This is a genomic window from Streptomyces sp. NPDC052107, assembly GCF_040680215.1.
GTDB lineage: Bacteria > Actinomycetota > Actinomycetes > Streptomycetales > Streptomycetaceae > Streptomyces.
The window spans coordinates 70,139-92,975 of the sequence record NZ_JBFAWG010000007.1; the positions used below are offsets into that span (position 1 = coordinate 70,139).

Consider the following 22,837-nt stretch of genomic DNA (forward strand, 5'->3'; position numbering starts at 1 on the left):
GCAGATTACGGGCGCAGGGGCCCGCCGGCACGGGGGCGGCGGGCCCCGAAACGGGGGACGCGACGGGGGAGTCACGTGGGACGCGAAAGGGCGGCCCGTCCTGGAGGACGGGCCGCCCTTGGTGTGCGTGGCGGGGGAATCAGACCTTCAGCGGCCTGATCGACGTCGGCGCGTGGCCCGGCTCGGTGGCCAGCTCCTCGAACTCGGTGATCTCGCTGATGTCCATGGTGCGGCTCATCGAGATGTTGGTGATCCGCTCCAGGATCGCCTCGACGACGACCGGCACCCGGTACTCGGCGGCCAGCTTCTTCGCCTGCTCGAACGCCGCGCCCAGCTGGTCCGGCTCGGTGACCCGGATCGCCTTGCAGCCCAGGCCCTCGGCGACCTTCACGTGGTCGACGCCGTAGACGCCGATCTCGGGCGAGTTGATGTTCTCGAACTCCAGGTTGACCTGGAAGTTGATGTCCAGGCCGATCTGCGCCTGGCGGATCAGGCCGAGGTAGGCGTTGTTCACCAGGACGTGGACGTACGGGATCCTGTGCTGGGCGGCGACCGCCAGCTCCTCGATCAGGAACTGGAAGTCGTAGTCGCCGGACAGCGCGACGACCGGGCTGTCCGGGTCGGCCTTGGCGACGCCGATCGCGGCCGGGATGGTCCAGCCGAGCGGGCCGGCCTGGCCGCAGTTGATCCAGTGGCGCGGCTTGTAGACGTGCAGCATCTGCGCGCCGGCGATCTGGGAGAGACCGATGGTGGTGACGTACCGGGTGTCCGGGCCGAAGGCCTTGTTCATCTCCTCGTACACGCGCTGCGGCTTCATGGGCACGTTGTCGAAGTGCGTGCGGCGCAGCAGAGTCGCCCTGCGCTCCTGGGTGGAGGCCACCCACGCGGAGCGGTCGGGGAGCCTGCCCGCCGCCTTCAGCTCCTTCGCCACCTCGACGAACAGCTCCAGCGCCGCCTTGGCGTCGGAGACGACACCGTAGTCCGGCGGGAAGATCTTGCCGATCTGGGTGGGCTCGATGTCGACGTGGACGAACTTGCGCTCGCCGCGGTACACGTCGAGCTTGTAGCCGGTGTGGCGGTTGGCCCAGCGGTTTCCGATGCCGAGGACGAAGTCCGACTCCAGGAAGTTGGCGTTGCCGTACCGGTGCGAGGTCTGGACGCCGACCATGCCGGCGTTCAGCTCGTGGTCGTCCGCCAGCGCGCCCCAGCCCATCAGGGTGGGGATGACGGGGGTCCGGGTCAGCTCGGCGAACTCCACCAGCAGGTCGGCGGCGTCGGCGCCGATGATGCCGCCGCCGGCGACGATGACCGGCCGCTCGGAGGCGAGCAGGAAGGAGATCGCCTTCTCGATCTGGGCGCGGGTCGCGGCCGGCTTGTAGACCGGCAGCGGCTCGTACGTCTCCGGGTCGAACTCGATCTCGGTGAGCTGGACGTCGATCGGCAGGTCGATCAGGACCGGGCCGGGACGGCCGGAGCGCATCAGGTGGAAGGCCTGCTGGAAGACGCCGGGGACCTGCGCGGCCTCCAGGACGGTGACCGCCATCTTCGTCACCGGCTTGGCGATCGAGGCGATGTCGACGGCCTGGAAGTCCTCCTTGTGGATCACGCTGGTGGGCGCCTGACCCGTGATGCACAGGATCGGGATGGAGTCGCCGATGGCCGAGTACAGGCCGGTGATCATGTCGGTGCCGGCCGGGCCGGAGGTGCCGATGCAGACGCCGATGTTGCCCGGCTTGGTGCGGGTGTACCCCTCGGCCATGTGCGAGGCGCCCTCCACATGGCGGGCGAGGGTGTGGTTGATACCGCCGCCCTCCCTGAGGGCTTTGTAGAAGGGGTTGATCGCCGCGCCCGGCACACCGAAGGCGTCGGTGACGCCCTCGCGCTTGAGGATCTCAACTGCCGCGCGGGCAGCGGTCATACGAGCCATCGAGTACTCCTGCTTCGGCTTCTCGGATGCGTACTCCCGTCGCGCCCCGCGGTGAGCACAGTCTCCAGATTGTCGAACTTCCGCGACCATTTTCCGTATCACGGAACTTAACTTCTACTATCTGGAATCAATGTAGAAGCGCGCGCCAACTGTCGTCAAGAGAGGCCGCAGACCGGGCAAGCGCCGGACAAGGGGGGCGGGAGAGGAGGACCATGGGAGCCGCTGTCCCGACGCGACTGTTCCGACGCGACGCCTGGGAGTGGGCCATGCCCGAGAGCGTGCCGGTGCGCTGCCCGGCCTGCCGGCGCGAGCACGTCTACACCGCGCCGTCGTATCCGTGCGCGTGCGGCGCGCCCACCGCCCCGCGGCTGGATCCCGTCGCCGAACCGGCCGTGGCGGCCCACCGGGCCTGGGACGACGAGTGGATCTCCGTGCCGTGCGCCTCCTGCGGGCGCAGCAATCAGTGGCCGCACCCGGAGCTGGGCTGTTCCTGCGGCACGGTCCTGCGCTTCCCGGTGGCTGTGACGCCTGCGGCGGACACCGGCATGCCGTCAGCGAGGGCCGGCGCGTCCCCGGACAGCGGCAAGCGGTCCGCGGTGACCGACCCGGAAACCCCCGCCCACCGCCCCGCCTTCCAGCCACGTGCCATCCGCACCGCCCGCGACGCCGTCACCGCCGCCGCGCACTATCTGCGCTGGCTCGGCCACCGGGACATCCGCCGCGCCGACCAGCGGCCCCCGAACGGCATCGGGCTCGCCGCGCACGGCCTCCTCGCCCAGGTGGACCCGACCGTGCGTCCGGCGGTGCCACGGGACGTGGAGTGCCTCTGGCTGACGGCGATGACGGAGTCCGCGGACTGTGTGCACTTCTGCCTCGCGGGTTACAGCGACGAGGCCCGGGCCCGCGCGGACACCCTGGGCGTCCCCCTCTTCGTCCTGGACCTCGCGGGCGTCCCGCAGCCGGTGAACGACGCGGCCGACGCGCTGAACACGATGGGCGCGCGGGGCGGTCGGCCATGGACGCGGCGCCCGCAGCAGTGACGGCGCCGAGCGGCGGCCCCCAGGCCGGCAGCGGCGGACAGCAGGCGTTCAGCAGCCAGGGCCCCCACGGGGTGATGTCCGTCCGCGCGTGCAGGGTCGCCCGGACGAACAGCACCCCGTGGACCGAGCACGCCGGTGCGCCGAGCCCCAGCGGCGCGACGGCCACGCGCCACAGCCCGGACGGCAGGTTCACCCGTACGAAGCCGGCCGTACCGAGACGGGCTCACGCCCCGTACGTCTCGCGCAGCTCGACCTTGCGCACCTTTCCGGACACCGTCATCGGGAAGGAGTCGAGGATCTGCAGCCTGCTGGGGATCTTGTAGTGCGCGAGCCGGCCCTGGCAGAAGGCGCGCAGTTCCTCCAGGGTGAGCGGGGCGGCCGTGTCGTGCGGGATCACACAGGCCAGGACCTCCTCGCCGTACGTCTCGTGCGGCACCCCGACGACCTGGACGTCCCTGATCTTCGGGTGGGCGTAGAGGAACTCCTCGATCTCGCGCGGGTAGATGTTCTCGCCGCCCCGGATGATCATGTCCTTGATCCGGCCGACGATCTCGACGTACCCGTCCTCGCGCATCACCGCCAGATCCCCGGTGTGCATCCAGCGGCCCGCGTCCACGGCCTCGGCGGTCTTCTCGGGCTCGTTCCAGTAGCCGAGCATCACGCTGTATCCACGGGTGCACAACTCCCCCGCCACTCCACGTGGCTGGGTGACGCCGGTGGCCGGGTCGACGACCTTGACCTCCAGGTGCGGCAGCACGCGGCCGACGGTGCCCGTGCGGTGCTCCAGGTCGTCGTCCCGGCGGGTCTGCAGGGACACCGGGGAGGTCTCGGTCATCCCGTAGCAGATGGAGACCTCCGCCATGTGCATCTCGGCGACGACCCGCTTCATCACCTCCACCGGGCACGGCGAGCCCGCCATGATGCCGGTGCGCAGGGTCGAGAGGTCGTACGTGGCGAAGTCGGGGAGGTTCAGTTCGGCGATGAACATGGTCGGCACGCCGTACAGGGACGTACAGCGCTCCTGCTGCACCGCCTCCAGGGTGGCCTTCGGGTCGAAGGACGGGGCCGGGATGACCATGCAGGCGCCGTGCGAGGTGGCCGCCAGGTTGCCCATCACCATGCCGAAACAGTGGTAGAACGGCACCGGGATGCAGATCCTGTCCTGCTCGGTGTAGGTGATCAACTCCCCCACGAAGTAGCCGTTGTTGAGGATGTTGTGGTGGGACAGGGTGGCGCCCTTCGGGAAGCCGGTGGTCCCCGAGGTGTACTGGATGTTGATCGGGTCGTCGCAGGACAGTTCCTCGTACGGGGCGTCACCGCTGCCCCGCCCGAGCAGTGCCTCCCAGCTCGGGTCGCCTATGTGGACGACCTCGCGCAACTCCGGGCACCTGCCGCGCACCTGCTCGACCATCGCGCGGTAGTCGCTGGTCTTGTGGCTCAGGGAGGCGAACAGCAGGGAGATCCCGGCCTGGTTGAGGACGTACTCGACCTCGTGGGTGCGGTAGGCCGGGTTGATGTTCACCATGATCGCGCCGATGCGGGCGGTGGCGTACTGGACCAGGACCCACTCCGGGCAGTTGACCGCCCAGATGCCCACCCGGTCACCCTTGACGATTCCGCTCGCGATCAGTGCCTGAGCCAACTCCTCGACGTCTGCGGCGAATTCGGTGTACGTCCAGCGCCGGCCGGAGGGCACGTCGACCAGGGCCTCGCGGTCCGGCCAGGCGGCCACGGCCCGGTCGAGGCTGGCGCCGATGGTGTCGCCGAGCAGGGCGGTGGAACCGGTTCCGTGGGTGTACGACAGCGATGCGGTCACCGGAAGTCCTCCTCGCGGTACTCGTTCTGCGAGCCCTGGGCCGTGGCCTCGCGCAGCTCGATCCGGCGGATCTTGCCGGAGACGGTCTTGGGCAGCGCGCCGAACTCCAGCCGGCGGATGCGCTTGTAGGGGGCGAGCACCTGGTGGGAGTGCTCGAAGATGAACTTCGCGGTCTCCGGTCCGGGCTCGAAGCCCTCGGCGAGCACGACGTACGCCTTCGGCACCGCGAGCCGCAGCTCGTCCGGAGCGGCCACGACGGCCGCCTCGGCCACCGCCTCGTGCTCCAGCAGCGCGCTCTCCAGCTCGAACGGGCTGATCTTGTAGTCGGAGGCCTTGAAGACGTCGTCCGCGCGGCCGACGTAGGTCAGATAGCCCTCCTCGTCGCGGGCGGCGATGTCCCCGGTGCGGTAGTAGCCGCCCGCCATGGCCTCCGCCGTGCGGTCCGGGTCGCCGTGGTAGCCGGTCATCAGGCCGACCGGGCGCTCGGAGAGGTCCAGGGCGATCTCGCCCTCGGTGGCGCCGGGCGCGCCGGAGACCGGGTCGAGGAGCTCGACGCGGTAGCCGGGGCTCGGGCGGCCCATGGAGCCGGTCTTCAGCAGCTGGCCGGGGCTGTTGGAGACCTGCACGGCGGTCTCGGTCTGGCCGAAGCCGTCCCGGATGGTCACGTCCCAGGCCCGCCTGACCTGTTCGATGACCTCGGGGTTGAGCGGCTCGCCGGCGGCCACCACCTCGCGGGGCGGAGTGGCGAGGAGACTCAGGTCGGCCTGGATGAGCATGCGCCACACGGTCGGCGGGGCGCAGAAGGTGGTCACGCCCGCCCGGTCCATCTCGGCCATCAGCCGGGCCGCGTCGAAGCGGGTGTAGTTGAAGAGGAAGACGGTCGCCTCGGCGTTCCACGGCGCGAACAGATTGGACCAGGCGTGCTTGGCCCAGCCCGGCGACGAGATGTTCAGGTGCACGTCACCGGGTTTCAGGCCGATCCAGTACATGGTGGCCAGATGCCCGATCGGGTACGAGGTGTGGGTGTGCTCGACCAGCTTGGGGCGGGCGGTCGTACCGGAGGTGAAGTAGAGCATCAGCGGGTCGTCGGCCAGGGTGGGGCCGTCGGGCGCGAAGTCGGCGGAGGCGGAGTAGGCGTCCTCGTACCGCTCCCAGCCCTCAGGCGGCGGTCCGCCGACCGAGATCCGCGTGTAACCGCCGGGCACCTCGGCGAACTTCGCGGTGTCCTCGGCCCGCGCGATCACATGCCGCACCCGGCCCCGGTCCACCCGGTCGCGCAGATCCGCCGGCCCGAGCAGCGGGGTGGCCGGGATGACCACCGCGCGCAGCTTCATCGCGGCCAGCGCGGTCTCCCACAGCTCGGTCTGGTTGCCGAGCATGACCAGGATCCGGTCCTCGGCGGCGACACCCCGCGCACGCAGATGGTTCGCGACCCGGTTCGAGCGCTCGGACATCTCGGCGAAGGACAGCCGCGTCTCGCCGCCGTCCTCCTCCACGATGTGCAGCGCGGTGCGGTCGTTGCCGGCGGCGATCGCGTCGAACCAGTCCAGCGCCCAGTTGAACTGCGCGGGCCGCGGCCAGGCGAAGCCCTGGTAGGCGGTGGCATAGTCCTCGCGGTGCTCCAGCAGGAAGTCCCGGGCGTCGCGGAACACCTCGGTCGCCGTCGTCATCACACACTCCTTGCGCTGTGGGTCGTTCACCTCGGGGCGCTCGCAGCCGGTGCCGGAGCCCGCGGCGTGCTCAGCCCTTCGGGCCTTCGCACGCTCGCGCTCTCGCCACCGGCGCGCGGCTCACTCCCGCTGTTCCGGACCATTGCCGGGCGGCCCTCTGGCATCGTCTAATCCGTGATGCAGGTCTCACTACCCCCGAACGGGGGTGGGGTCGGCAGAAGGGGCGGAGAGGTGACGGCAGACGTGGCGGGGACGGTGGAGATCGGCGGCGCGCTCGCCCGGCTGCGGCACGTCACGGGGCTGCCGGTCGCCTTCGGCGGTCTGGTCGAGTCCGGCCGGCCGCAGATCCGTATCAGCGAGCTGAGCGGCACGACCACGGCCGCCCTGCGCTCGCTCGCGGTGACCTCCGGCAACGGGCTCGGCGGCAAGGCGGTGGCGCTGGCCCGGCCGTGCGCGGTGACGGACTACTCCAGTTCCCGGCAGATCAGCCACGAGTACGACGTGCCGGTGGCCGCGGAGGGCATCCGCTCGGTCGTCGCGGTGCCGGTGGTGGTACGGCGCCGGGTGCGCGGTGTGCTCTACGGCGCGCTGCGTTCGGCCCAGCCCCTCGGCGACCGCACGCTGGGCGCGGCCATGGCCGTCGCCCGGGACGTGGAGCAGGCGCTGGTGGTGCGGGACGAGGCGCGGGGGCTGCTGGCGGCGGCCCGGCCGGAGCCGGCCGGCCGCGACCAGGGTGCCGCCTGGGAACAGGTGCGCGAGGCGCATGCGGCACTCCGGGCCCTGGCCCCGCGGATCAGCGATCCGGACCTGCGGGCCGAACTGCTCGCGGCCTGCGGACTGCTGACCGCGCCGCCACGGTCCGGCGGCGTGACCCTGGCGCCACGCGAACTGGACGTGTTGTCCTGGGTGGCGGCGGGGGCGACCAACGCGGCCGTGGCCGAACGGCTGGGACTGCGTGCGGAGACGGTGAAGGGCTATCTGCGCTCGGCGATGCGGAAGCTGGGCGCGCACACCCGAGGGGAGGCGGTGACCGCGGCCCGCAGGGCGGGGCTGCTGCCGTGACGACGGACCGCTGGGAAACCTATCCATTCAAGGGTAGACGCCTTGAATTTCCTTATGCTTGACCGTTTGTTATTTCCCTCACCACAGCTTCCGTCCGAATTTCAAGGATCGTTGCCTAGAATTTGGCCCGGACACGACACACGAGGGGAGCGGTGACCGTGCGACGGGACTTCCAGGAGTCTGCCAGGTGCCACCCCGACCTGGTCATCGGCCGCGAGGACCTGTTCGCCGGCGCCCGTGACCAACTCGCCTCGGGCGGCAGCGTGCTGCTCCACGGTCCCGCCGGAATAGGGAAATCCACCGTCCTGCGGGCATTGGCCGAGGAATACGGCGCCACCGCCCGCACCGTCCTGCGCTGCTCCGCCACCGAGTCCGAATCCCATCTTCCCTTCCTGGCCCTCGCCGACCTCTTCGGCCTGGTCCTCGACGACGTCTCCCCCCGGCTGCCCGTCGCCCAGCGAACCGCCCTGGAGTCGGCGCTCACCGGCCGCGGCGAGTCCAGCCTCCAGCGCGACGGACTCGCCCTGCGCCTCGCGGTGCTCTCCGCGCTGCGCGCACTGGCCGCGCACGGCGGTGTCCTCGTCGTCGCCGACGACCTGCAGTGGCTGGACCCGGCCAGCGCCGAACTGCTCGGCTTCGCCGCCCGCCGCCTCGAGGGCACCCCGGTGCAGCTGCTTTGCGCGGTACGCACCGAGGGCCAGGAGAGCCAGGAGTACGACCGGCATCTGCGCTCCTGCCCGCCGGGCACCCTCGCGGTCCGGCTGGGCCCGCTCTCCCGCACCCAGGTCGCCCAGTTGCTCGACCACCGCGGCCACGGCCGGCTGCCCCGCTCCACCGTCCGCGAGATCCACCGCACCTCCGGCGGCAATCCGCTGTTCGCCCTCGAACTCGGCCGCGCCCTCGCCGACAGCCCCACCCCACCCCGGCCGGGCGAGCCGCTGCCGGTGCCGACCAGCCTGCGCGCGCTGGTGCTCAGCCGCCTGGACATGCTGTCGGTCGAGGCCCGCCGCACCCTGCTGGTGGCCAGTGCCGGCGCCCGCCCCAGCCCGGCGCTGCTGCACGCGGCCGGCCGGGAGAACGCCGAGGCCGAGTGCGCCCAGGCCGCCGAACTCGGGCTGCTGGCCACCGAGCCCGAGGCCCCCGCCGTACGGTTCGCGCACCCGCTGATATCGGCCGCGCTGTACGCGGAGGCGCCCGCGCACGAGCGGCGCGCCGCGCACGCGGCCCTGTCCACGGCCGCCTCCGACCCGATCGAACGGGCCCGGCACCTGGCCCTGGCCACCACCGGCACCGACCCGGACGTCGCCGCCCGGCTCGCGGAGGCCGCCGCCCTCGCCCGGGACCGCGGCGCGCCCTCGGTCGCCGCCCACCTCGGGCTGCTCGCCGCCCGGCACACCCCCGCCGACGGCACACCCGGCCCGGAGGAGCGCCGGCTGCAGGCCGCCGAGGACGCGATCACCGCGGGCGAGATCGACCTGGCCCGGGACATCGCCCGCGAGGTGCTGTCCCGGTCGAGCGTGCCCGCCGAACGGGTGCGGGCCTGGATCATCGTCATCGACACCGCCGGCCACACCATGGCCGAGGTCGACGCCGTCTTCCCGCAGGCCCTCGCCGACGCCGGCGACGACCCCCGGCTGCTGGCGCTGGTGCACTATCAGCTGGCCTGGCGGGCACTGATCGTTGAGGGCGACTTCACCGAGGCCCGCGAGGCCGCCGCGCACGCCGCCGAGCTGGCCGCGCGCGGCAAGGACCGGCGCACCGAGCTGCTCTCCCTCGCCTTCCAGGCCCAGACCGAGACCCTGATGGGCCACCCGCAGGCGCCCCGGACCATCGCACGCGCCCTGAAGGAGCCTCAGGACCCCAGGGTGGCCTGGCACCACAACGGGGCGGCCAGCGCCCGGTTCCGCTGGCTGGTGATGAGCGACCAGCTGACCGAGGCCCGGGCGACGGTCACCGCGCTGCTGCGCGAGGTGCGCCGGCGCGGCTCGGTGGAGAGCGAAGTGCACTTCCTGCGCGGCCTCGCCGAGACCGAGTTGCGCGCCGGGCACTGCGGACGCGCCCTGGACCTGGCCCGCGAGAGCCTGCGTCTGGCCCGGGACTCCGGGATCGGCGAGACCGCCTCGGGGATGCTCACCTCGCTCGCCGAGGCCTCCGGCGGGGACGTGGAGCGGGCCCTCGCCCTCGCCCGGGAGGCGGTGGAGCACGCCGAGGAGGACGGCGACCAGATGTACCTGTCCCGGGCCCTGGGCGCGCTCGGATACGCCCAGCTGGTCGCCGGGGACCCAGCGGGCACGGTCCGCTCGCTGCGCCGGGTGCGGACCCTGGAGCTGGGGCTCGGCATCACCGACCCGGCGCGCGGCCGCTGGCAGGGCGACCTCGCCGAGGCGCTGGTCCGGAGGGGTGAACCGGCCGAGGCGCAGGACGTCATCGACGTGAGCCGGGAACACGCCCTGCGGCTCGGCCGGGAGAGCGTCCTCGCCGTCCTGGACCGCTCCGAGGCCTTGGTACGCGCCGCCCAGGGGGACCTGGAGGCCGCGGTCGCCCAGCTGACGTCCGCTCAGGACCGGCTCGGCAAACTCGGCTACGGGCTGGAGGAGGCCCGGGCCGCATTCGCGCTCGCCCGGCTGCGCGGCAAGCGCCCGGCCCAGACAAGCACAGCTTCCTCGGCGTACGACGAGACCACCCGGATGTTCCGCCGCTGCCGGGCGCTGCCCTGGCTGCGCCAGGTGGACGATTCCCTCACCACCCCCGAGCCGGAACCCGCGCGCGTCGTGCCGGGCGCCCTGGACGCGCTGGACGTGCTGGCCGCGATGGAGCGTCAGGTCGCCGCGCTGGTCATGGAGGGCGCCACCAACCGGGAGATCGCCGCCCGGCTGTTCATCAGCGTCAAGACGGTGGAGGCGACCCTGACCCGGGTCTACCGCAAGCTGGGGATCCGGTCGCGGGTGGACATCGTCCGATTGGCGGCGGCTCGCCGCGCGAAGTGAGAACACGGCCGGTTAACTGAGCCGGACCGAGGGTTTTCCCTCACCCGACCCCCTAGGGGGTTCCCTCATTGGGAGCCAAGGGTGCCGGGTCCTAGCGTAATGGGCGTGCCGCTCGCCCGGGCACACGGGGTCGGTCCCTCCCCCGCTCTCGGCTTCGTTCGAGCGGGGGCGCTCCCACCCCGTGCACAACCCCCCACGCCCGTGCGATCCCCCACCGGCAACCTTCACAGGAGACTCATGTTCGGGCCCAGACGTGCAAGACAGGCCGCCGCGATCCTGGTGGCCGGTGCCGCCGTCGCGGCGACCGCGCTGCTCGCCTCCCCCACGGCGAGCGCCGCACCGCAGCCGATCGTCGGCGGTACGACCACGACGACGGCGGCGTACCCGTTCGTCATGCAGATCACCGACACGTCCGGCAGCCAGTTCTGCGGTGGCACCCTGGTGTCCGCCACGAAGGTGCTGACGGCCGCGCACTGCATGGCCGGCTGGTCGGCCGGCAACGTCCGTGTGGTCGGTGGCCGGACCTATCTCAAAGGCACCGACGGCACGGTGAGCAGGGTCAGCAAGATCTGGGTCAACCCGGACTACACAGAGGCCACCAGCGGCCATGACGTGGCCGTGCTGACCCTGTCGACGTCGATGCCGTACAAGCCGGTGTCGTACGTCTCCTCCTCCCAGACGGGCGTGTACGCGGCCGGCACCACGGCCCGGATCCTCGGCTGGGGGACCACCTCGGAGAACGGCAGCACCTCCAACCAGCTGCGGACCGCGACCGTCCCGGTCCTGTCCGATTCCAGCTGCCGTACCTCCTACGATTCGGACTTCGTCCAGTCCGACATGGTGTGCGCCGGATACTCCTCCGGCGGCGTAGACACCTGCCAGGGCGACAGCGGCGGTCCCCTGCTCATCGGGGGCGTCCTGGCAGGGATCACTTCCTGGGGCGAGGGGTGCGCGGAGGCTGGTTACCCGGGTGTGTACACCCGGCTGACCACCTTCTCGGACCTCGTGACCGCGCAGGTCGACTCATGACCGCGCAGGTCCACTCGTAGCCCGGAAGAGGGACACCTGAGCACCCCTCAGGTAGATGCCAGGGGGGCGTTGCGAGCCACCACGAGCGGCCCGCAGCGCCCCCCTCTCCACGTTCACCCCCGTGGAACGCGGGTCTACTTGTCGGCCGTGAGCTTCCCGGCCGTGCCCCAGCTGTCCGCCGGGACCTCGTGGATCCACACCTGGACGGTCTCCGCCGGGATCCGGTAGGCGTCGACGAACGCGTCGGTGACCCGCTTGACCAGCTCCCGCTTGAGCCCGACATCGCGCGGGCCCTGCTGGATGGTGACGATCGGCACGGCTGAACTCCCTCGATCGGTGTTCCTGTTCGGTGGGTCCAGTCCATCGCGGCGCGCTCCCCGCGACCAAGAAGCAGTCCGCGACCACAGCGATCAGCTTTCGTGATCACCGCAGGCCAGGAGCAGTTTCTCCAGATGCGGGGAGGGGCCTGTGGCGGGCACCGCGAGACCGGTGGCGAGGGCCAGTCCGGGCGCGCGGAAGGGAACGTACGCCACCCGGGGCGTGGCCAGCACGCGCGCGTGGGAGGCGAAGACCACCGTCCACAGGGGGCGGGCGCCGATGGTGGCGAGGGTGTCGTGCAGGGTGTCCCCGGCCCGCCCGGGCACCGGCTCGAACCCGGCCTCCTGGCAGGCGCCGAGCACCAGGTCGACCAGCGCGGGGTTGTTGCGGCGCGCGGTGAGGGCGAGAGGCAGCCCGGCGAGGTCGGCGAGGTCGATCTCGTCCTGCCGTGCGAGCGGATGCGTGGCCGGCAGGGCGGCGACCAGCGGATCGGGCCACAGGGGCACCACCCGTACGCCGGCCGGGGGTTCCACCGAGCGCACGAACGCGGCGTCCAGCCGGCCCGCCGCGACCCGGGCGAGCCGTTCGCCGGCCGGCAGGGACGCCAGCTCCACCGGCACCTGAGGCGCCCGCTCGGCGAACGCGGCCAGCACCCGGTCCAGATGAGCGCCGAGCCCGGTGCTGGTGCCCAGGCGCAGCCCGGCGGGCGCGGCCACCGCGGCCCGCGCCTTCTCCGCCGCCGCGAGCACCGCCCGCGCCTCGGGCAGCAGCCGCTCCCCCGCGCCGGTCAGCCGCACCCGGCGGGGCGAACGGTCGAACAGCTCCGCGCCCAGGTCCCGCTCCAGCCGCTGTATCTGCTGACTGACCGCCGACTGCACGATGTGCAGCCGCTCGGCGGCCCGCCCGAAGTGCAACTCCTCGGCGACGGCGACGAAATAGCTGAGCTGTCGGAGTTCCATGGGCTGACTGTAGAGGGGCATTCCATGGGGGACCGGAGAGGGGCACTCCTATGGAGGGGGTGACCGGAGAGGGGTCAGGTGTCCCGCTGGACGACCGTCCCGAAGCGGATGTCGTACGGCGTCTCCGGGTGCAGGACGCGCAGCATCCGCTCCCCCTCCGCGGTGACCTCGTCCCGCTGGGCCCTGGTGAGCTCGCCGAAGGGCTCGACGACCAGGGCGTCCGGGTCCAGCTTCCACAGGCCCGCCAGGAAGCCGTCGACCAGGAGGGTGCGGTAGGCCTGGTTGCCCTGCCAGTGGCGGCCCCGGTGCTCGGCGGGTACGACGCGGCCGCGGTCGGCGTGGGAGAGCAGGAGGTTGTCGAACTCCGGCAGGAAGCGGGGCGGGGCCGGGGTGTCCGGCTCGGGGCGCGGGGCGTCGGGGAGGTCGAAGAGCTCGACTCCGTTCGGGTCCCGGAAGGTGAGCAGCCGCGGGCGCAGCAGCTCGAAGGCGTCCTTCAGGCGGGTGAGCCCGGCCCAGGTCTGCATGTCCTTGACGGACGCCGGACCGAAGGCGGCGAGATAGCGCAGGACCACGGCGTCCGGCTCGGGGGCCGGCCCGGCCGGGCGGCCGAGCCAGTGTTCGGCGGTGGTGAGCGCGACCTGGCCGCTGCGGCCCCACAGCCCGCGCGGGGTGACCTGGACCAGCGGCAGCGTGCAGCGGGCGGCGACGGCCAGGGCCCGCGGGTCGGCGTCCGGCCAGCGGGCGCTCAGCGCCTGCCGCAGCTGGGCCATGGTCCGCGGCTCGGCCTCGACCAGCTCGCGGGCGAGGCCGGCCAGGAGGCCCAGGTCGACGCCGGCCAGACCGCTGCGGAACTGGCCCAGCTCGCGGTCCCGGGCCGGCTGGACGAGTGGCCGCAGGGTGAGGCAGTCCTCGGCGGTGTGGGTGTGCAGGGTGGAGCGCAGGGTGACGATCCGGGCGACCTCGCGGTCGGCCATGGGCGCGGACAGCCGCTCCGGTGCGAAGCCGTCGAGGCGGGCGGCGAGGGCGTAGTACGGCGGTTTGACGTTCTGCGCCTGGAGACCGAGCAGATGCCCCACGGCGGCCGGCGGGGACAGAGCCGAGCGGCGCAGCAGCAGCTGGCGCTCCAGCGTGGCGCGGTTGAGGGCACGGACGTCCAGGAGGGGGGCCTTCGTCGCACTGCTCTTCGTCATGACCGCACGCTAACCGGGATCGCGGACACCTTCTGTCCGTAACTCTCACCCAACCCTGCACCGCGGCGCGCGCCGCTCGCGGCGGCCCGCCGATATGCTGCTCCTCCTGTCCCCCTGGGTTCCTGCGAGGCGGCCGATGTCCCAGCGAGAGAACGGCGGGAACGGCGGGAACGGCGGGAACGGGCGCAGGTCCAGCTGGCGCCGCGCCCTCACCCAGCCCCAGTCCCCCGCCGCCGAGACGCCCGCCCCCGCCGCGGCGGACGGCGCCGAGCCGGTGAGCGTCGTCCAGGCGGCGCTGTACCGCGACGGGGTGCGCTTCTCCACCCCCGCCACGCTCGCCGAGACCTACCGCGAGCTGCGCGAACAGCCCTCGGGCATGGCCTGGATCGGACTGGCCCGGCCCACCGGGGCCGATCTGCACTCGCTGGCCGCCGAGTTCGGCCTGCACCCGCTCGCGGTCGAGGACGCGATGGAGGCGCACCAGCGGCCCAAGCTGGAGCGGTACGGCGAGACGCTGTTCGTCGTGCTGCGCGCCGCCCGCTATCTGGACGCGCCGGAGGAGGTCGACTTCGGCGAGCTGCACGTGTTCGTCGGCCCGGACTTCGTCATCACGGTCCGGCACGGCGCGGCCCCGGACCTGTCGGCGGTCCGCCACCGCATGGAGGACACCCCGGACCTGCTCAAGCTCGGCCCGGAAGCGGTCCTGTACGCGATCCTCGACGCCGTGGTCGACGGCTACGCCCCGGTGGTCGCCGGTGTCCAGAACGACATCGACGAGATCGAGACCGAGGTGTTCCGCGGGGATCCCGAGGTCTCCCGCCGTATCTACGAACTCTCCCGCGAAATGGTGGAGTTCCAGCGCGCCACCCGCCCGCTGGTCGGCATGCTGCACGGACTGATGGCCGGATTCGCCAAGTACGAGACCGACGAGGAGCTCCAGCGCTATCTGCGGGACGTCGCCGACCACGTCACCCACATCAGCGAACGCGTCGACGGCTTCCGCCAGGCCCTCTCCGAGATCCTCACGGTCAACGCCACGCTGGTCACCCAGCAGCAGAACGCGGAGATGCGGGCGCTGGCGGAGGCGGGCTTCGAGCAGAACGAGGAGGTCAAGAAGATCTCGTCGTGGGCGGCCATCCTCTTCGCCCCCACGCTCGTCGGCACGATCTACGGCATGAACTTCGACCACATGCCGGAGCTGCACTGGCTGTTCGGCTACCCGTTCGCGATCGGGCTGATGGGCGTGGTGTGTCTGACGCTGTACCTGGTCTTCAAGAAGCGGGACTGGCTGTAGCGGCCGTGGCCGGGAATGCCCGCGCCGCGACCGGCGTCTGTACGGGTGATCACCGGCTGATCGTCGACTGTCGAGGAGTGGGGATGACCGAGGCACTGGTGCTGGGCGGCGGTGGGGTGGGCGGGATCGCCTGGATGACCGGGCTGCTCACGGGGCTCGCGGAGGCCGGGCAGGACGTCAGCGGGGCCGGTCTGCTGGTGGGGACCTCCGCAGGGTCCACCGTGGCCGCCCAGCTGGGCAGCGGGCTGAGTCTTCGGGAGCTGTACGCCCGGCAGGTCGACCCCGCGCTGCAGTCCGCCGAGATCACGGCCGAGTTGGACGTGGAGAAGTTCGTGGCGGAGCTCGGCGCCGCGACCGGCTCCGCCGCCTCCATGGCCGAACTCCGGAGCGCGATGGGGCGGATCGCGCTCGGGGCGCGGACCGTGTCCGAGGCGGCCCGGCGCGGGGTGATCGAGTCGCGGCTGCCGGCGCACGGCTGGCCGGAGCGCGCGCTGAAGATCGTCGCGGTGGACGCGGAGAACGGTGACCCGGTCGTCTTCGAGCGCGCCTCGGGCGTGTCGCTGGTGGACGCCGTCGCGGCCAGCTGCGCCGTGCCGGGCGTGTGGCCGCCGGTGACCATCGGCGAGCGCCGGTACGTCGACGGCGGGGTGCGCTCCGTCGCCAACGCCGACCTCGCCGCCGGCGCGGACCGGGTGCTGGTGATCGTGCCGCTCGGCGCCACCGAGCCGATTCCCAGCGAGCACCCGCTGGAGCGCTCGGTCGAGGAACTGCGCGCCCAGGGCGCCGAGGTGGTGGTCCTCGCTCCCGACGAGATGTCGGTGAGGGCGATCGGCGACAACCCCCTGGACCCCGCCACCCGCATCCCGGCCGCCGAGGCGGGCCGCGCCCAGGGCGGGACGCTGACCCTGTCGTGGGGGCGTCCGGCGAACTGAGCGGTCCGGGCCGCCGAGTTCACTACCGACGGCGCGCTTACCCGCGACTGCCGAGCGCCGCCAGCACCTCCGCGTCCGTCAACTGCTCGAAGTCCTCGTACCACTGCCCCACCGCGGTGAACCCGGCCGGCCGATGCGGGCACACGATCGTGTCGGCCTCGCAGGCGAGCTGGTCCACGGAGTCCGGCGCGCCGACGGGCACGGCCAGCACCAGGTGCGCGGGCCGGCGCCGCCGTACATGCCGCAGGGCCGCGCGGGCCGTGGCGCCGGTGGCCAGCCCGTCGTCGACGACGATCACCGTACGCCCCGCGGGGTCCGGTGCCGGCCGGCCGCCGCGATACCGCTCCTCACGGCGGCGCAGCTCGCGCCGCTCGCGTTCCACCGCCGGGGCCATGGACTCCTCGGTCAGGCCGAGCCGGTCCAGGGTGCCGGCGTTGAAGAGGGGCGGGTCGTCCCCGACGAGCGCGCCGACGGCGAACTCCTGGTGGTGCGGGGCGCCGATCTTGCGCACGATGAGCACGTCGAGCTGGGCGCCCAGGGCGCGGGCGACAGGCTCGGCGACGGCGATGCCGCCGCGCGGCAGGGCGAGGACGAGCGGATCGACGAGGGCGCCCTGTTCCCGCAGATCGCTCAGCAGTCCGGCGAGTTCCCGTCCGGCTTCGGCCCGGTCCCGGAAGCGCATGGCCGTCCTCCTCCGCGCGGTGCCTCTCCTTCCATGGTGCTACCGGTCGGCCCTTTACGGAGATATTCGAACTGATGCTCTATGCGCTGAGTACGCAGTCGCCGCATGCCTCCCTGAAGCCGAAGAAGGTCCGGGCCGCCTTCTTCGGCAAGGCGGAGCCAGGCAAGGTCTACCGCCCTGACGAGCGTGGGCCGAACGGGCCGCATTGCCTACGATCGTGGCGTGCCGATCTTCTCCTTCGCGCGTACGGCCCCGCTCCCCCTCGACGAGGCGTGGCGCCGGCTCACCGAGTGGCCCCGCCACGCCGACGCGGTCCCGCTGACCCGGATCAGGGTGCTCACCGACGGGCCGACGGGCGTGGGTACGCGTCTCGTGGCCCGTTCCGGCATCGGCCCGCTGGCCCTCGACGACGTCATGGAGGTCACGGTCTGGCGCCCGCCCGCCGACGGAGAGGGCGGGCTGTGCCGGCTGGAGAAACGCGGCCGGGTGGTGCGGGGCTGGGCGGAGATCGAGGTCCTGCCCGGACCCGGGGGCCGCAGCCGGGTGCTGTGGCTGGAGGAACTGCGGGTGCGCTTCCTGCCGCGTGTCTTCGACGGCGTACTGGAACGCACGGCACGCGTGATGTTCGGCCGAGCGGTCAACCGGCTGCTCAGGCGGGCGTGAGCCATCGCCCTCAGGCCACCGACCCGATCCTCCCGGCCGGCCGCGAGGCCATGTCGTGGTGGATGGGAGTGTGCGCGCCGGTGAGGGAAACCCCGCTCCCGCCGCGCCGGCCCGCGACGATCTCCGCGCCGATGGACAGGGCCGTCTCCTCCGGCGTACGGGCGCCGAGGTCGAGGCCGATCGGCGAGCGCAGGCGGGCCAGTTCGAGTTCGGTGACGCCGACCTCGCGCAGGCGCTCGTTGCGGTCGAGGTGGGTACGGCGGGAGCCCATCGCGCCGACGTAGGCGACCGGCAGCCGCAGCGCCAGCTTGAGCAGCGGTACGTCGAACTTGGCGTCGTGGGTGAGGACGCACAGGACCGTACGGCCGTCGGTCTCCGTGCGCTCCAGGTACCTGTGGGGCCACTCGACCACGATGTCGTCCGCCTGCGGGAAGCGGGCCTTCGTGGCGAACACGGGGCGGGCGTCGCACACCGTGACGTGGTAGCCGAGGAACTTGCCGACGCGGACCAGTGCGGAGGCGAAGTCGACCGCGCCGAAGACGATCATCCGGGGGGCGGGGACGGAGGACTCGACCAGGACGGTGAGCGGGGCACCGCAGCGCGAGCCCTGTTCGCCGATCTCCAGGGTGCCGGTGCGGCCCGCGTCCAGGAAGGCGCCGGCCTCGGCGGCGACCGTGCGGTCCAGCTCGGGATGGCCGCCGAAACCGCCCTCGAAGGAGCCGTCGGGGCGGACGAGGAGGGCCCGGCCCCGCAGCTCGGCCGGTCCCTCCACGATCCGTGCGACCGCCGCCGCCTCCCCGCGGGCGGCGGCGGCCAGCGCGGCGGCGACCACTGGTCCGGCGGGACCGTCCGCCCGGACCGGCGTGACGAGGATGTCGATGATGCCGCCGCAGGTCAGGCCGACGGCGAAGGCATCCTCGTCGCTGTAGCCGAAGCGTTCGAGAACGGTTTCCCCGTCCTCGAGCGCCTGTTGGCACAGCTCGTACACGGCGCCCTCCACGCACCCGCCGGAGACCGAGCCGATGGCCGTGCCGTCGGCGTCCACCGCGAGGGCGGCGCCGGGCTGGCGCGGGGCGCTGCCGCCGACGGCCACCACGGTGGCGACGGCGAAGTCACGGCCCTGCTCGACCCACCGGTTCAGCTCTTCGGCGATGTCCAGCATCTGTCGGTCTCCTAACGGGTTTGCGTGGAAGGGACGTTCAACCGGCTAGTGCACGCCCAGCAGGGCTCGGATCGGATGCAGGGAGAAGTAGACGAGGAAGAGGACCGTCAGCCCCCACATGAAGGGGCCGATCTCCCGCCACTTGCCCTGGGCGAGCTTGATGACGACATAGGAGATCACACCGGCGGCGACACCGGGGGTGATCGAGTACGTGAACGGCATGATCACGACGGTCAGGAAGACCGGGATCGCGACGGAGCGGTCCCCCCAGTCCACGTGCCGGGCGTTCATCATCATCATCGCGCCGATGGTGACGAGGGCGGCCGAGGCCACCTCCCGCGGCACGATCGCCGTGATCGGTGTGAAGAAGAGGCAGAGGGCGAAGAACCCACCGGTGACGACCGAGGCCAGTCCGGTACGGGCGCCCTCGCCGACGCCGGTCGCTGACTCGACGAACACGGTCTGGCCGGAGCCGCCCACCACGCCGCCGATGGCGCCGCCGGCACCGTCGATGAACAGCGCCTTGGACAGGCCCGGCATCCGCCCCTGGGAGTCGGCGAGGTTGGCCTCGGTGCCGATGCCGATGATGGTGGCCATCGCGTCGAAGAAGCCGGCGAGCACCAGCGTGAAGACGATGAAGGTGACCGTCATGTAGCCGACGTCGCCCAGGCCGCCGAAGGAAACCTTGCCGATGAGCGAGAAGTCCGGCATCGACACGGCGCTGCCGTGCAGCGCGGGGCCCTCACCGTTGGCCCAGCCCTTGTCTCCGACGAGGCCGGCCGCGTTGACGATCAGCGCGAGAACGGTACCGGTGACGATGCCGATGAGGATGGCGCCCGGGACGTTCCGGGACTGGAGCGCGAAGATCAGCAGGAGTGTGACGGCGAAGAGCAGGACGGGCCAGCCGACGAGCTCACCCCCGTTGCCCAGCGTGACCGGGGTCGCCGTACCGGCGTGCACGAACCCGGCCTTGACCAGGCCGATGAACGCGATGAACAGACCGATGCCCATCGTGATGCCGTGCTTGAGCGGCAGGGGGATCGCGTTCATGATCATCTCACGGAGACCCGTGACCACCAACAGCATGATCACGACGCCGTAGGCGACGCACATCGCCAGGCCCTGGGCCCACGTCAGGTCCTTGGTTCCCATGACCAGACCGGCCAGCACACCGGAGACGGAGAGTCCGGCGGCCATGGCGAGCGGCACCTTGCCGGCCCAGCCCATGAGGAGAGTGGTGAACGCCGCGCCGAGCGCGGTGGCCGTGATGAGGGCCTTCTGACTCAGAGAGTCGCCGGACTTGTCCGCGCCGCTGAGGATCACGGGGTTGAGCAGAAGGATGTACGCCATCGCCATGAAGGTGGTGACGCCACCGCGAACCTCGGTCGCGACGGTGGATCCTCTTTCGGATATGTGGAAGTACCGGTCGAGCCACGACCTGCCGGCCGGCGGACGCGAACCCGCGCCCGCGTCTTCGGCGGTGGTCGTGGGCTCCACTGACTGCTGGGTCATGGTGCCATCTCCCAAGGTTCACAGGGGCACCCGTGCTACCGCCCTGAGCGGCCACGGGATTTGGGAATGGACGACCCGGGGGACGGCCCGAGACGAACGAATTTCCTGGTACTTCAAGGACCGCGAGCGGTGCGGAACTCAAAGGGGTTCCTCCGGGCGGCGCGGCGGAGTGTGTGACGTTCCCTCACGCCGCCCGGAGAGCTTGGGTGTTACGCGGTCCCCGTCAGGTGCTCGGGCCGCACCGGCGTGCGGTTGAGCTCCAGCCCGGTCGCGTTCCGGATCGCCGCGAGGACGGCCGGGGTGGACGACAGGGTCGGGGCCTCGCCGATGCCGCGCAGCCCGTACGGGGCGTGCTCGTCGGCGAGTTCGAGCACGTCGACCGGGATGGTCGGCGTGTCGAGAATCGTGGGGATCAGGTAGTCCGTGAAGGAGGGGTTCCTGACCTTCGCGGTCTTCGGGTCGACGATGATCTCCTCCATCACCGCCACGCCCAGGCCCTGGGTCGTACCGCCCTGGATCTGGCCGATGACGGAGAGCGGGTTGAGCGCCTTGCCGACGTCCTGGGCGCAGGCCAGCTCGATGACCTTGACCAGGCCGAGCTCGGTGTCGACCTCGACGACCGCGCGGTGCGCGGCGAAGGAGTACTGGACGTGGCCGTTGCCCTGGCCGGTGCGCAGGTCGAAGGCCTCGGTCGGCCGGTGCCGCCACTCCTCCTCGATCTCCACGACCTCGTCCTCCAGAACGTCGACCAGGTCGCCGAGGACCTCGCCGCCGTCGGTGACGACCTTGCCGCCCTCCAGCAGCAGTTCGGCGGTCGCCCAGGCCGGGTGGTAGGAGCCGAACTTGCGCCGGCCGATCTCCAGGACCTTCTCGCGGACCAGCTCACAGGCGTTCTTCACGGCGCCACCGGTGACGTACGTCTGCCGGGAGGCCGAGGTGGAGCCCGCGGAACCGACCTGGGTGTCGGCGGGGTGGATGGTCACCTGGGTGACGCCGAGTTCGGTGCGGGCGATCTGCGCGTGGACGGTGACACCGCCCTGGCCGACCTCCGCCATCGCGGTGTGCACGGTGGCGACCGGCTCGCCGCCCACCACCTCCATGCGCACCTTGGCGGTGGAGTAGTCGTCGAAGCCCTCGGAGAAGCCGACGTTCTTGATGCCGACCGCGTAGCCGATGCCGCGTACGACGCCCTCGCCGTGCGTGGTGTTGGACAGACCACCGGGCAGCTGCCGTACGTCGGCGCCCTCGCTGGACTCCCACTGGCGCTCGGGCGGCAGCGGCATCGCCTTGATGCGGCGCAGCAGTTCGGCGACCGGGGCGGGCGAGTCGACCGGCTGGCCCGTCGGCATGACGGTGCCCTGCTCCATCGCGTTGAGCTGCCGGAACTCCACCGGGTCCATGCCCAGCTTCTTCGCCAGCTTGTCCATCTGCGCCTCGTAGGCGAAACACGCCTGGACCGCGCCGAAACCGCGCATGGCGCCGCAGGGCGGGTTGTTGGTGTAGAGCGCGATGGCCTCGATGTCGACGTCGTCCACCACGTACGGGCCGACCGACAGGGACGAGGCGTTGCCGACGACCGCCGGGGAGGCGGAGGCATAGGCGCCGCCGTCCAGGACGATCCGGCACTTCAGGTGCGTGAGCTTGCCGTCCTTGGTGGCGCCGTGCTCGTAGTACAGCTTCGCCGGGTGGCGGTGGACGTGCCCGAAGAAGGACTCGAACCGGTTGTAGACGATCTTCACCGGCTTGCCGGTGCGCAGCGCGAGCAGGCAGGCGTGGATCTGCATGGACAGGTCCTCGCGGCCGCCGAACGCGCCGCCGACGCCGGCCAGGGTCATGCGCACCTTCTCCTCGGGCAGGCCGAGGACGGGCGCGATCTGGCGCAGGTCGGAGTGGAGCCACTGGGTGGCGATGTAGAGGTGGACGCCGCCGTCCTCCTCGGGCACGGCGAGGCCGGACTCGGGGCCGAGGAAGGCCTGGTCCTGCATGCCGAAGGTGTACTCGCCCTCGACGATCACGTCGGCGCGCTTGCGCGCCTCTTCCACGTTGCCGCGGACGATCGGCTGGCGGTGCACGACGTTCGGGTGCGGGACGTGCCCGAAGTGGTGGTCGTCGCGGTTCTCGTGGACGAGGACCGCGTCCGGCGCGAGGGCGGACTTCTCGTCGGTGATGACCGGGAGTTCGCGGTACTCGACCTTGATCTTCGCGGCGGCGCGGCGGGCCGTCTCCGGGTGGTCGGCGGCGACGAGGGCGACCGGCTCGCCGTGGTGGCGTACCTTGCCGTGGGCCAGGACCGGGGTGTCCTGGATCTCCAGGCCGTAGTTCTTCACCTCGGTGGGCAGGTCGTCGTAGGTCAGGACGGCGTACACGCCCGCCGTGGCCAGGGCCTCGGAAGTGTCGATCGAGACGATCTCGGCGTGCGCGACGGTGGAGCGCAGGATCTGGCCCCACAGCATGTCCTCGTGCCACATGTCGGACGAGTACGCGAACTCGCCGGTGACCTTGAGGGTGCCGTCCGGGCGGAGCGTGGACTCGCCGACGCCGCCCTTGGTCTGGGAGCCCTGTGTGATCTTCGTAGGAGCGCCGTTGGCCGGCAT

General features: G+C 71.9%; 17 protein-coding genes. 7 read left to right on the forward strand and 10 right to left on the reverse strand.

Going from position 1 to position 22,837, the window contains the following annotated elements; all coding sequences use genetic code 11:
* Nucleotides 1–139 precede the first annotated feature (139 nt).
* Complete coding sequence (gene gcl / locus AB0M27_RS09925; protein ID WP_365719821.1) at nucleotides 140–1,927, reverse strand: glyoxylate carboligase; 1,788 nt, start codon at nucleotides 1,925–1,927, stop codon at nucleotides 140–142.
* Nucleotides 1,928–2,139: 212 nt separating this feature from the next.
* On the opposite strand from gcl, the gene AB0M27_RS09930 reads away from it, so the two are divergent.
* Nucleotides 2,140–2,967, forward strand: a complete 828-nt coding sequence (locus AB0M27_RS09930) for a hypothetical protein (protein WP_365719823.1) — start codon at nucleotides 2,140–2,142, stop codon at nucleotides 2,965–2,967.
* A 223-nt stretch (nucleotides 2,968–3,190) separates the two neighbouring features.
* Here AB0M27_RS09930 and AB0M27_RS09935 read toward each other — a convergent pair whose 3' ends face one another.
* Together AB0M27_RS09935 and AB0M27_RS09940 are read right to left on the reverse strand one after the other, a co-directional pair.
* Nucleotides 3,191–4,783 (reverse strand): AMP-binding protein, encoded by a 1,593-nt coding sequence (locus AB0M27_RS09935; RefSeq protein WP_365719825.1) that lies wholly within the window; start codon nucleotides 4,781–4,783, stop codon nucleotides 3,191–3,193.
* Complete coding sequence (locus tag AB0M27_RS09940) at nucleotides 4,780–6,453, reverse strand: AMP-binding protein (RefSeq protein ID WP_365719827.1); 1,674 nt, start codon at nucleotides 6,451–6,453, stop codon at nucleotides 4,780–4,782. The genes AB0M27_RS09935 and AB0M27_RS09940 overlap by 4 nt, the downstream gene beginning before the upstream one ends.
* 231 nt (nucleotides 6,454–6,684) lie before the next feature.
* On the opposite strand from AB0M27_RS09940, the gene AB0M27_RS09945 reads away from it, so the two are divergent.
* The 3 genes from AB0M27_RS09945 (at nucleotide 6,685) to AB0M27_RS09955 (ending at nucleotide 11,531) form a co-directional block, all read left to right on the forward strand.
* A complete protein-coding gene (locus AB0M27_RS09945; RefSeq protein ID WP_365719829.1) occupies nucleotides 6,685–7,515 on the forward strand; it encodes a helix-turn-helix transcriptional regulator in 831 nt (276 codons plus the stop codon).
* A 152-nt stretch (nucleotides 7,516–7,667) separates the two neighbouring features.
* On the forward strand, nucleotides 7,668–10,502 hold the full coding sequence (locus AB0M27_RS09950) for an AAA family ATPase (RefSeq protein ID WP_365719831.1): 2,835 nt from the start codon (nucleotides 7,668–7,670) through the stop codon (nucleotides 10,500–10,502).
* A 237-nt stretch (nucleotides 10,503–10,739) separates the two neighbouring features.
* Nucleotides 10,740–11,531, forward strand: coding sequence for a serine protease (locus AB0M27_RS09955; RefSeq protein WP_365719833.1), 792 nt, complete (start codon nucleotides 10,740–10,742; stop codon nucleotides 11,529–11,531).
* A gap of 134 nt (nucleotides 11,532–11,665) precedes the next feature.
* Here AB0M27_RS09955 and dmpI read toward each other — a convergent pair whose 3' ends face one another.
* The 3 genes from dmpI to AB0M27_RS09970 form a co-directional block, all read right to left on the reverse strand.
* Nucleotides 11,666–11,848 (reverse strand): 4-oxalocrotonate tautomerase DmpI, encoded by a 183-nt coding sequence (gene dmpI, locus AB0M27_RS09960; RefSeq protein ID WP_365719835.1) that lies wholly within the window; start codon nucleotides 11,846–11,848, stop codon nucleotides 11,666–11,668.
* 93 nt (nucleotides 11,849–11,941) lie between these two features.
* Entirely contained in the window at nucleotides 11,942–12,808 is an 867-nt protein-coding gene (locus AB0M27_RS09965) for a LysR family transcriptional regulator (protein ID WP_365719837.1), read from the reverse strand.
* Between the two features lie 74 nt (nucleotides 12,809–12,882).
* Nucleotides 12,883–13,998: a winged helix DNA-binding domain-containing protein gene (locus tag AB0M27_RS09970; protein WP_365719839.1), complete on the reverse strand. Its 1,116-nt coding sequence runs from the start codon at nucleotides 13,996–13,998 to the stop codon at nucleotides 12,883–12,885.
* 136 nt (nucleotides 13,999–14,134) lie between these two features.
* On the opposite strand from AB0M27_RS09970, the gene AB0M27_RS09975 reads away from it, so the two are divergent.
* Nucleotides 14,135–15,292 carry a magnesium and cobalt transport protein CorA gene (locus tag AB0M27_RS09975; protein ID WP_365719841.1) on the forward strand — a complete coding sequence of 386 codons (1,158 nt, stop codon included), beginning with the start codon at nucleotides 14,135–14,137 and terminating at the stop codon, nucleotides 15,290–15,292.
* A gap of 83 nt (nucleotides 15,293–15,375) precedes the next feature.
* Nucleotides 15,376–16,224, forward strand: coding sequence for a patatin-like phospholipase family protein (locus tag AB0M27_RS09980; protein WP_365719843.1), 849 nt, complete (start codon nucleotides 15,376–15,378; stop codon nucleotides 16,222–16,224).
* A gap of 37 nt (nucleotides 16,225–16,261) precedes the next feature.
* Here the strand turns inward: AB0M27_RS09980 and AB0M27_RS09985 are convergent, their stop codons facing one another.
* Nucleotides 16,262–16,906, reverse strand: coding sequence for a phosphoribosyltransferase family protein (locus tag AB0M27_RS09985; RefSeq protein WP_365719845.1), 645 nt, complete (start codon nucleotides 16,904–16,906; stop codon nucleotides 16,262–16,264).
* 222 nt (nucleotides 16,907–17,128) lie between these two features.
* Between AB0M27_RS09985 and AB0M27_RS09990 the strand changes: the two genes are divergently transcribed.
* Nucleotides 17,129–17,569 (forward strand): SRPBCC family protein, encoded by a 441-nt coding sequence (locus AB0M27_RS09990; RefSeq protein WP_365719847.1) that lies wholly within the window; start codon nucleotides 17,129–17,131, stop codon nucleotides 17,567–17,569.
* A 10-nt stretch (nucleotides 17,570–17,579) separates the two neighbouring features.
* Here AB0M27_RS09990 and AB0M27_RS09995 read toward each other — a convergent pair whose 3' ends face one another.
* The 3 genes from AB0M27_RS09995 to AB0M27_RS10005 all read right to left on the reverse strand — a co-directional run bounded on the left by AB0M27_RS09995 (nucleotide 17,580) and on the right by AB0M27_RS10005 (nucleotide 22,837).
* Nucleotides 17,580–18,731 carry an XdhC/CoxI family protein gene (locus tag AB0M27_RS09995; protein ID WP_365719849.1) on the reverse strand — a complete coding sequence of 384 codons (1,152 nt, stop codon included), beginning with the start codon at nucleotides 18,729–18,731 and terminating at the stop codon, nucleotides 17,580–17,582.
* A gap of 45 nt (nucleotides 18,732–18,776) precedes the next feature.
* The gene (locus AB0M27_RS10000) at nucleotides 18,777–20,243 is read right to left on the reverse strand and encodes an NCS2 family permease (RefSeq protein WP_365719851.1); all 1,467 of its coding nucleotides are present in this window, start codon (nucleotides 20,241–20,243) and stop codon (nucleotides 18,777–18,779) included.
* Between the two features lie 209 nt (nucleotides 20,244–20,452).
* Nucleotides 20,453–22,837, reverse strand: coding sequence for a molybdopterin cofactor-binding domain-containing protein (locus AB0M27_RS10005; protein WP_365719853.1), 2,385 nt, complete (start codon nucleotides 22,835–22,837; stop codon nucleotides 20,453–20,455).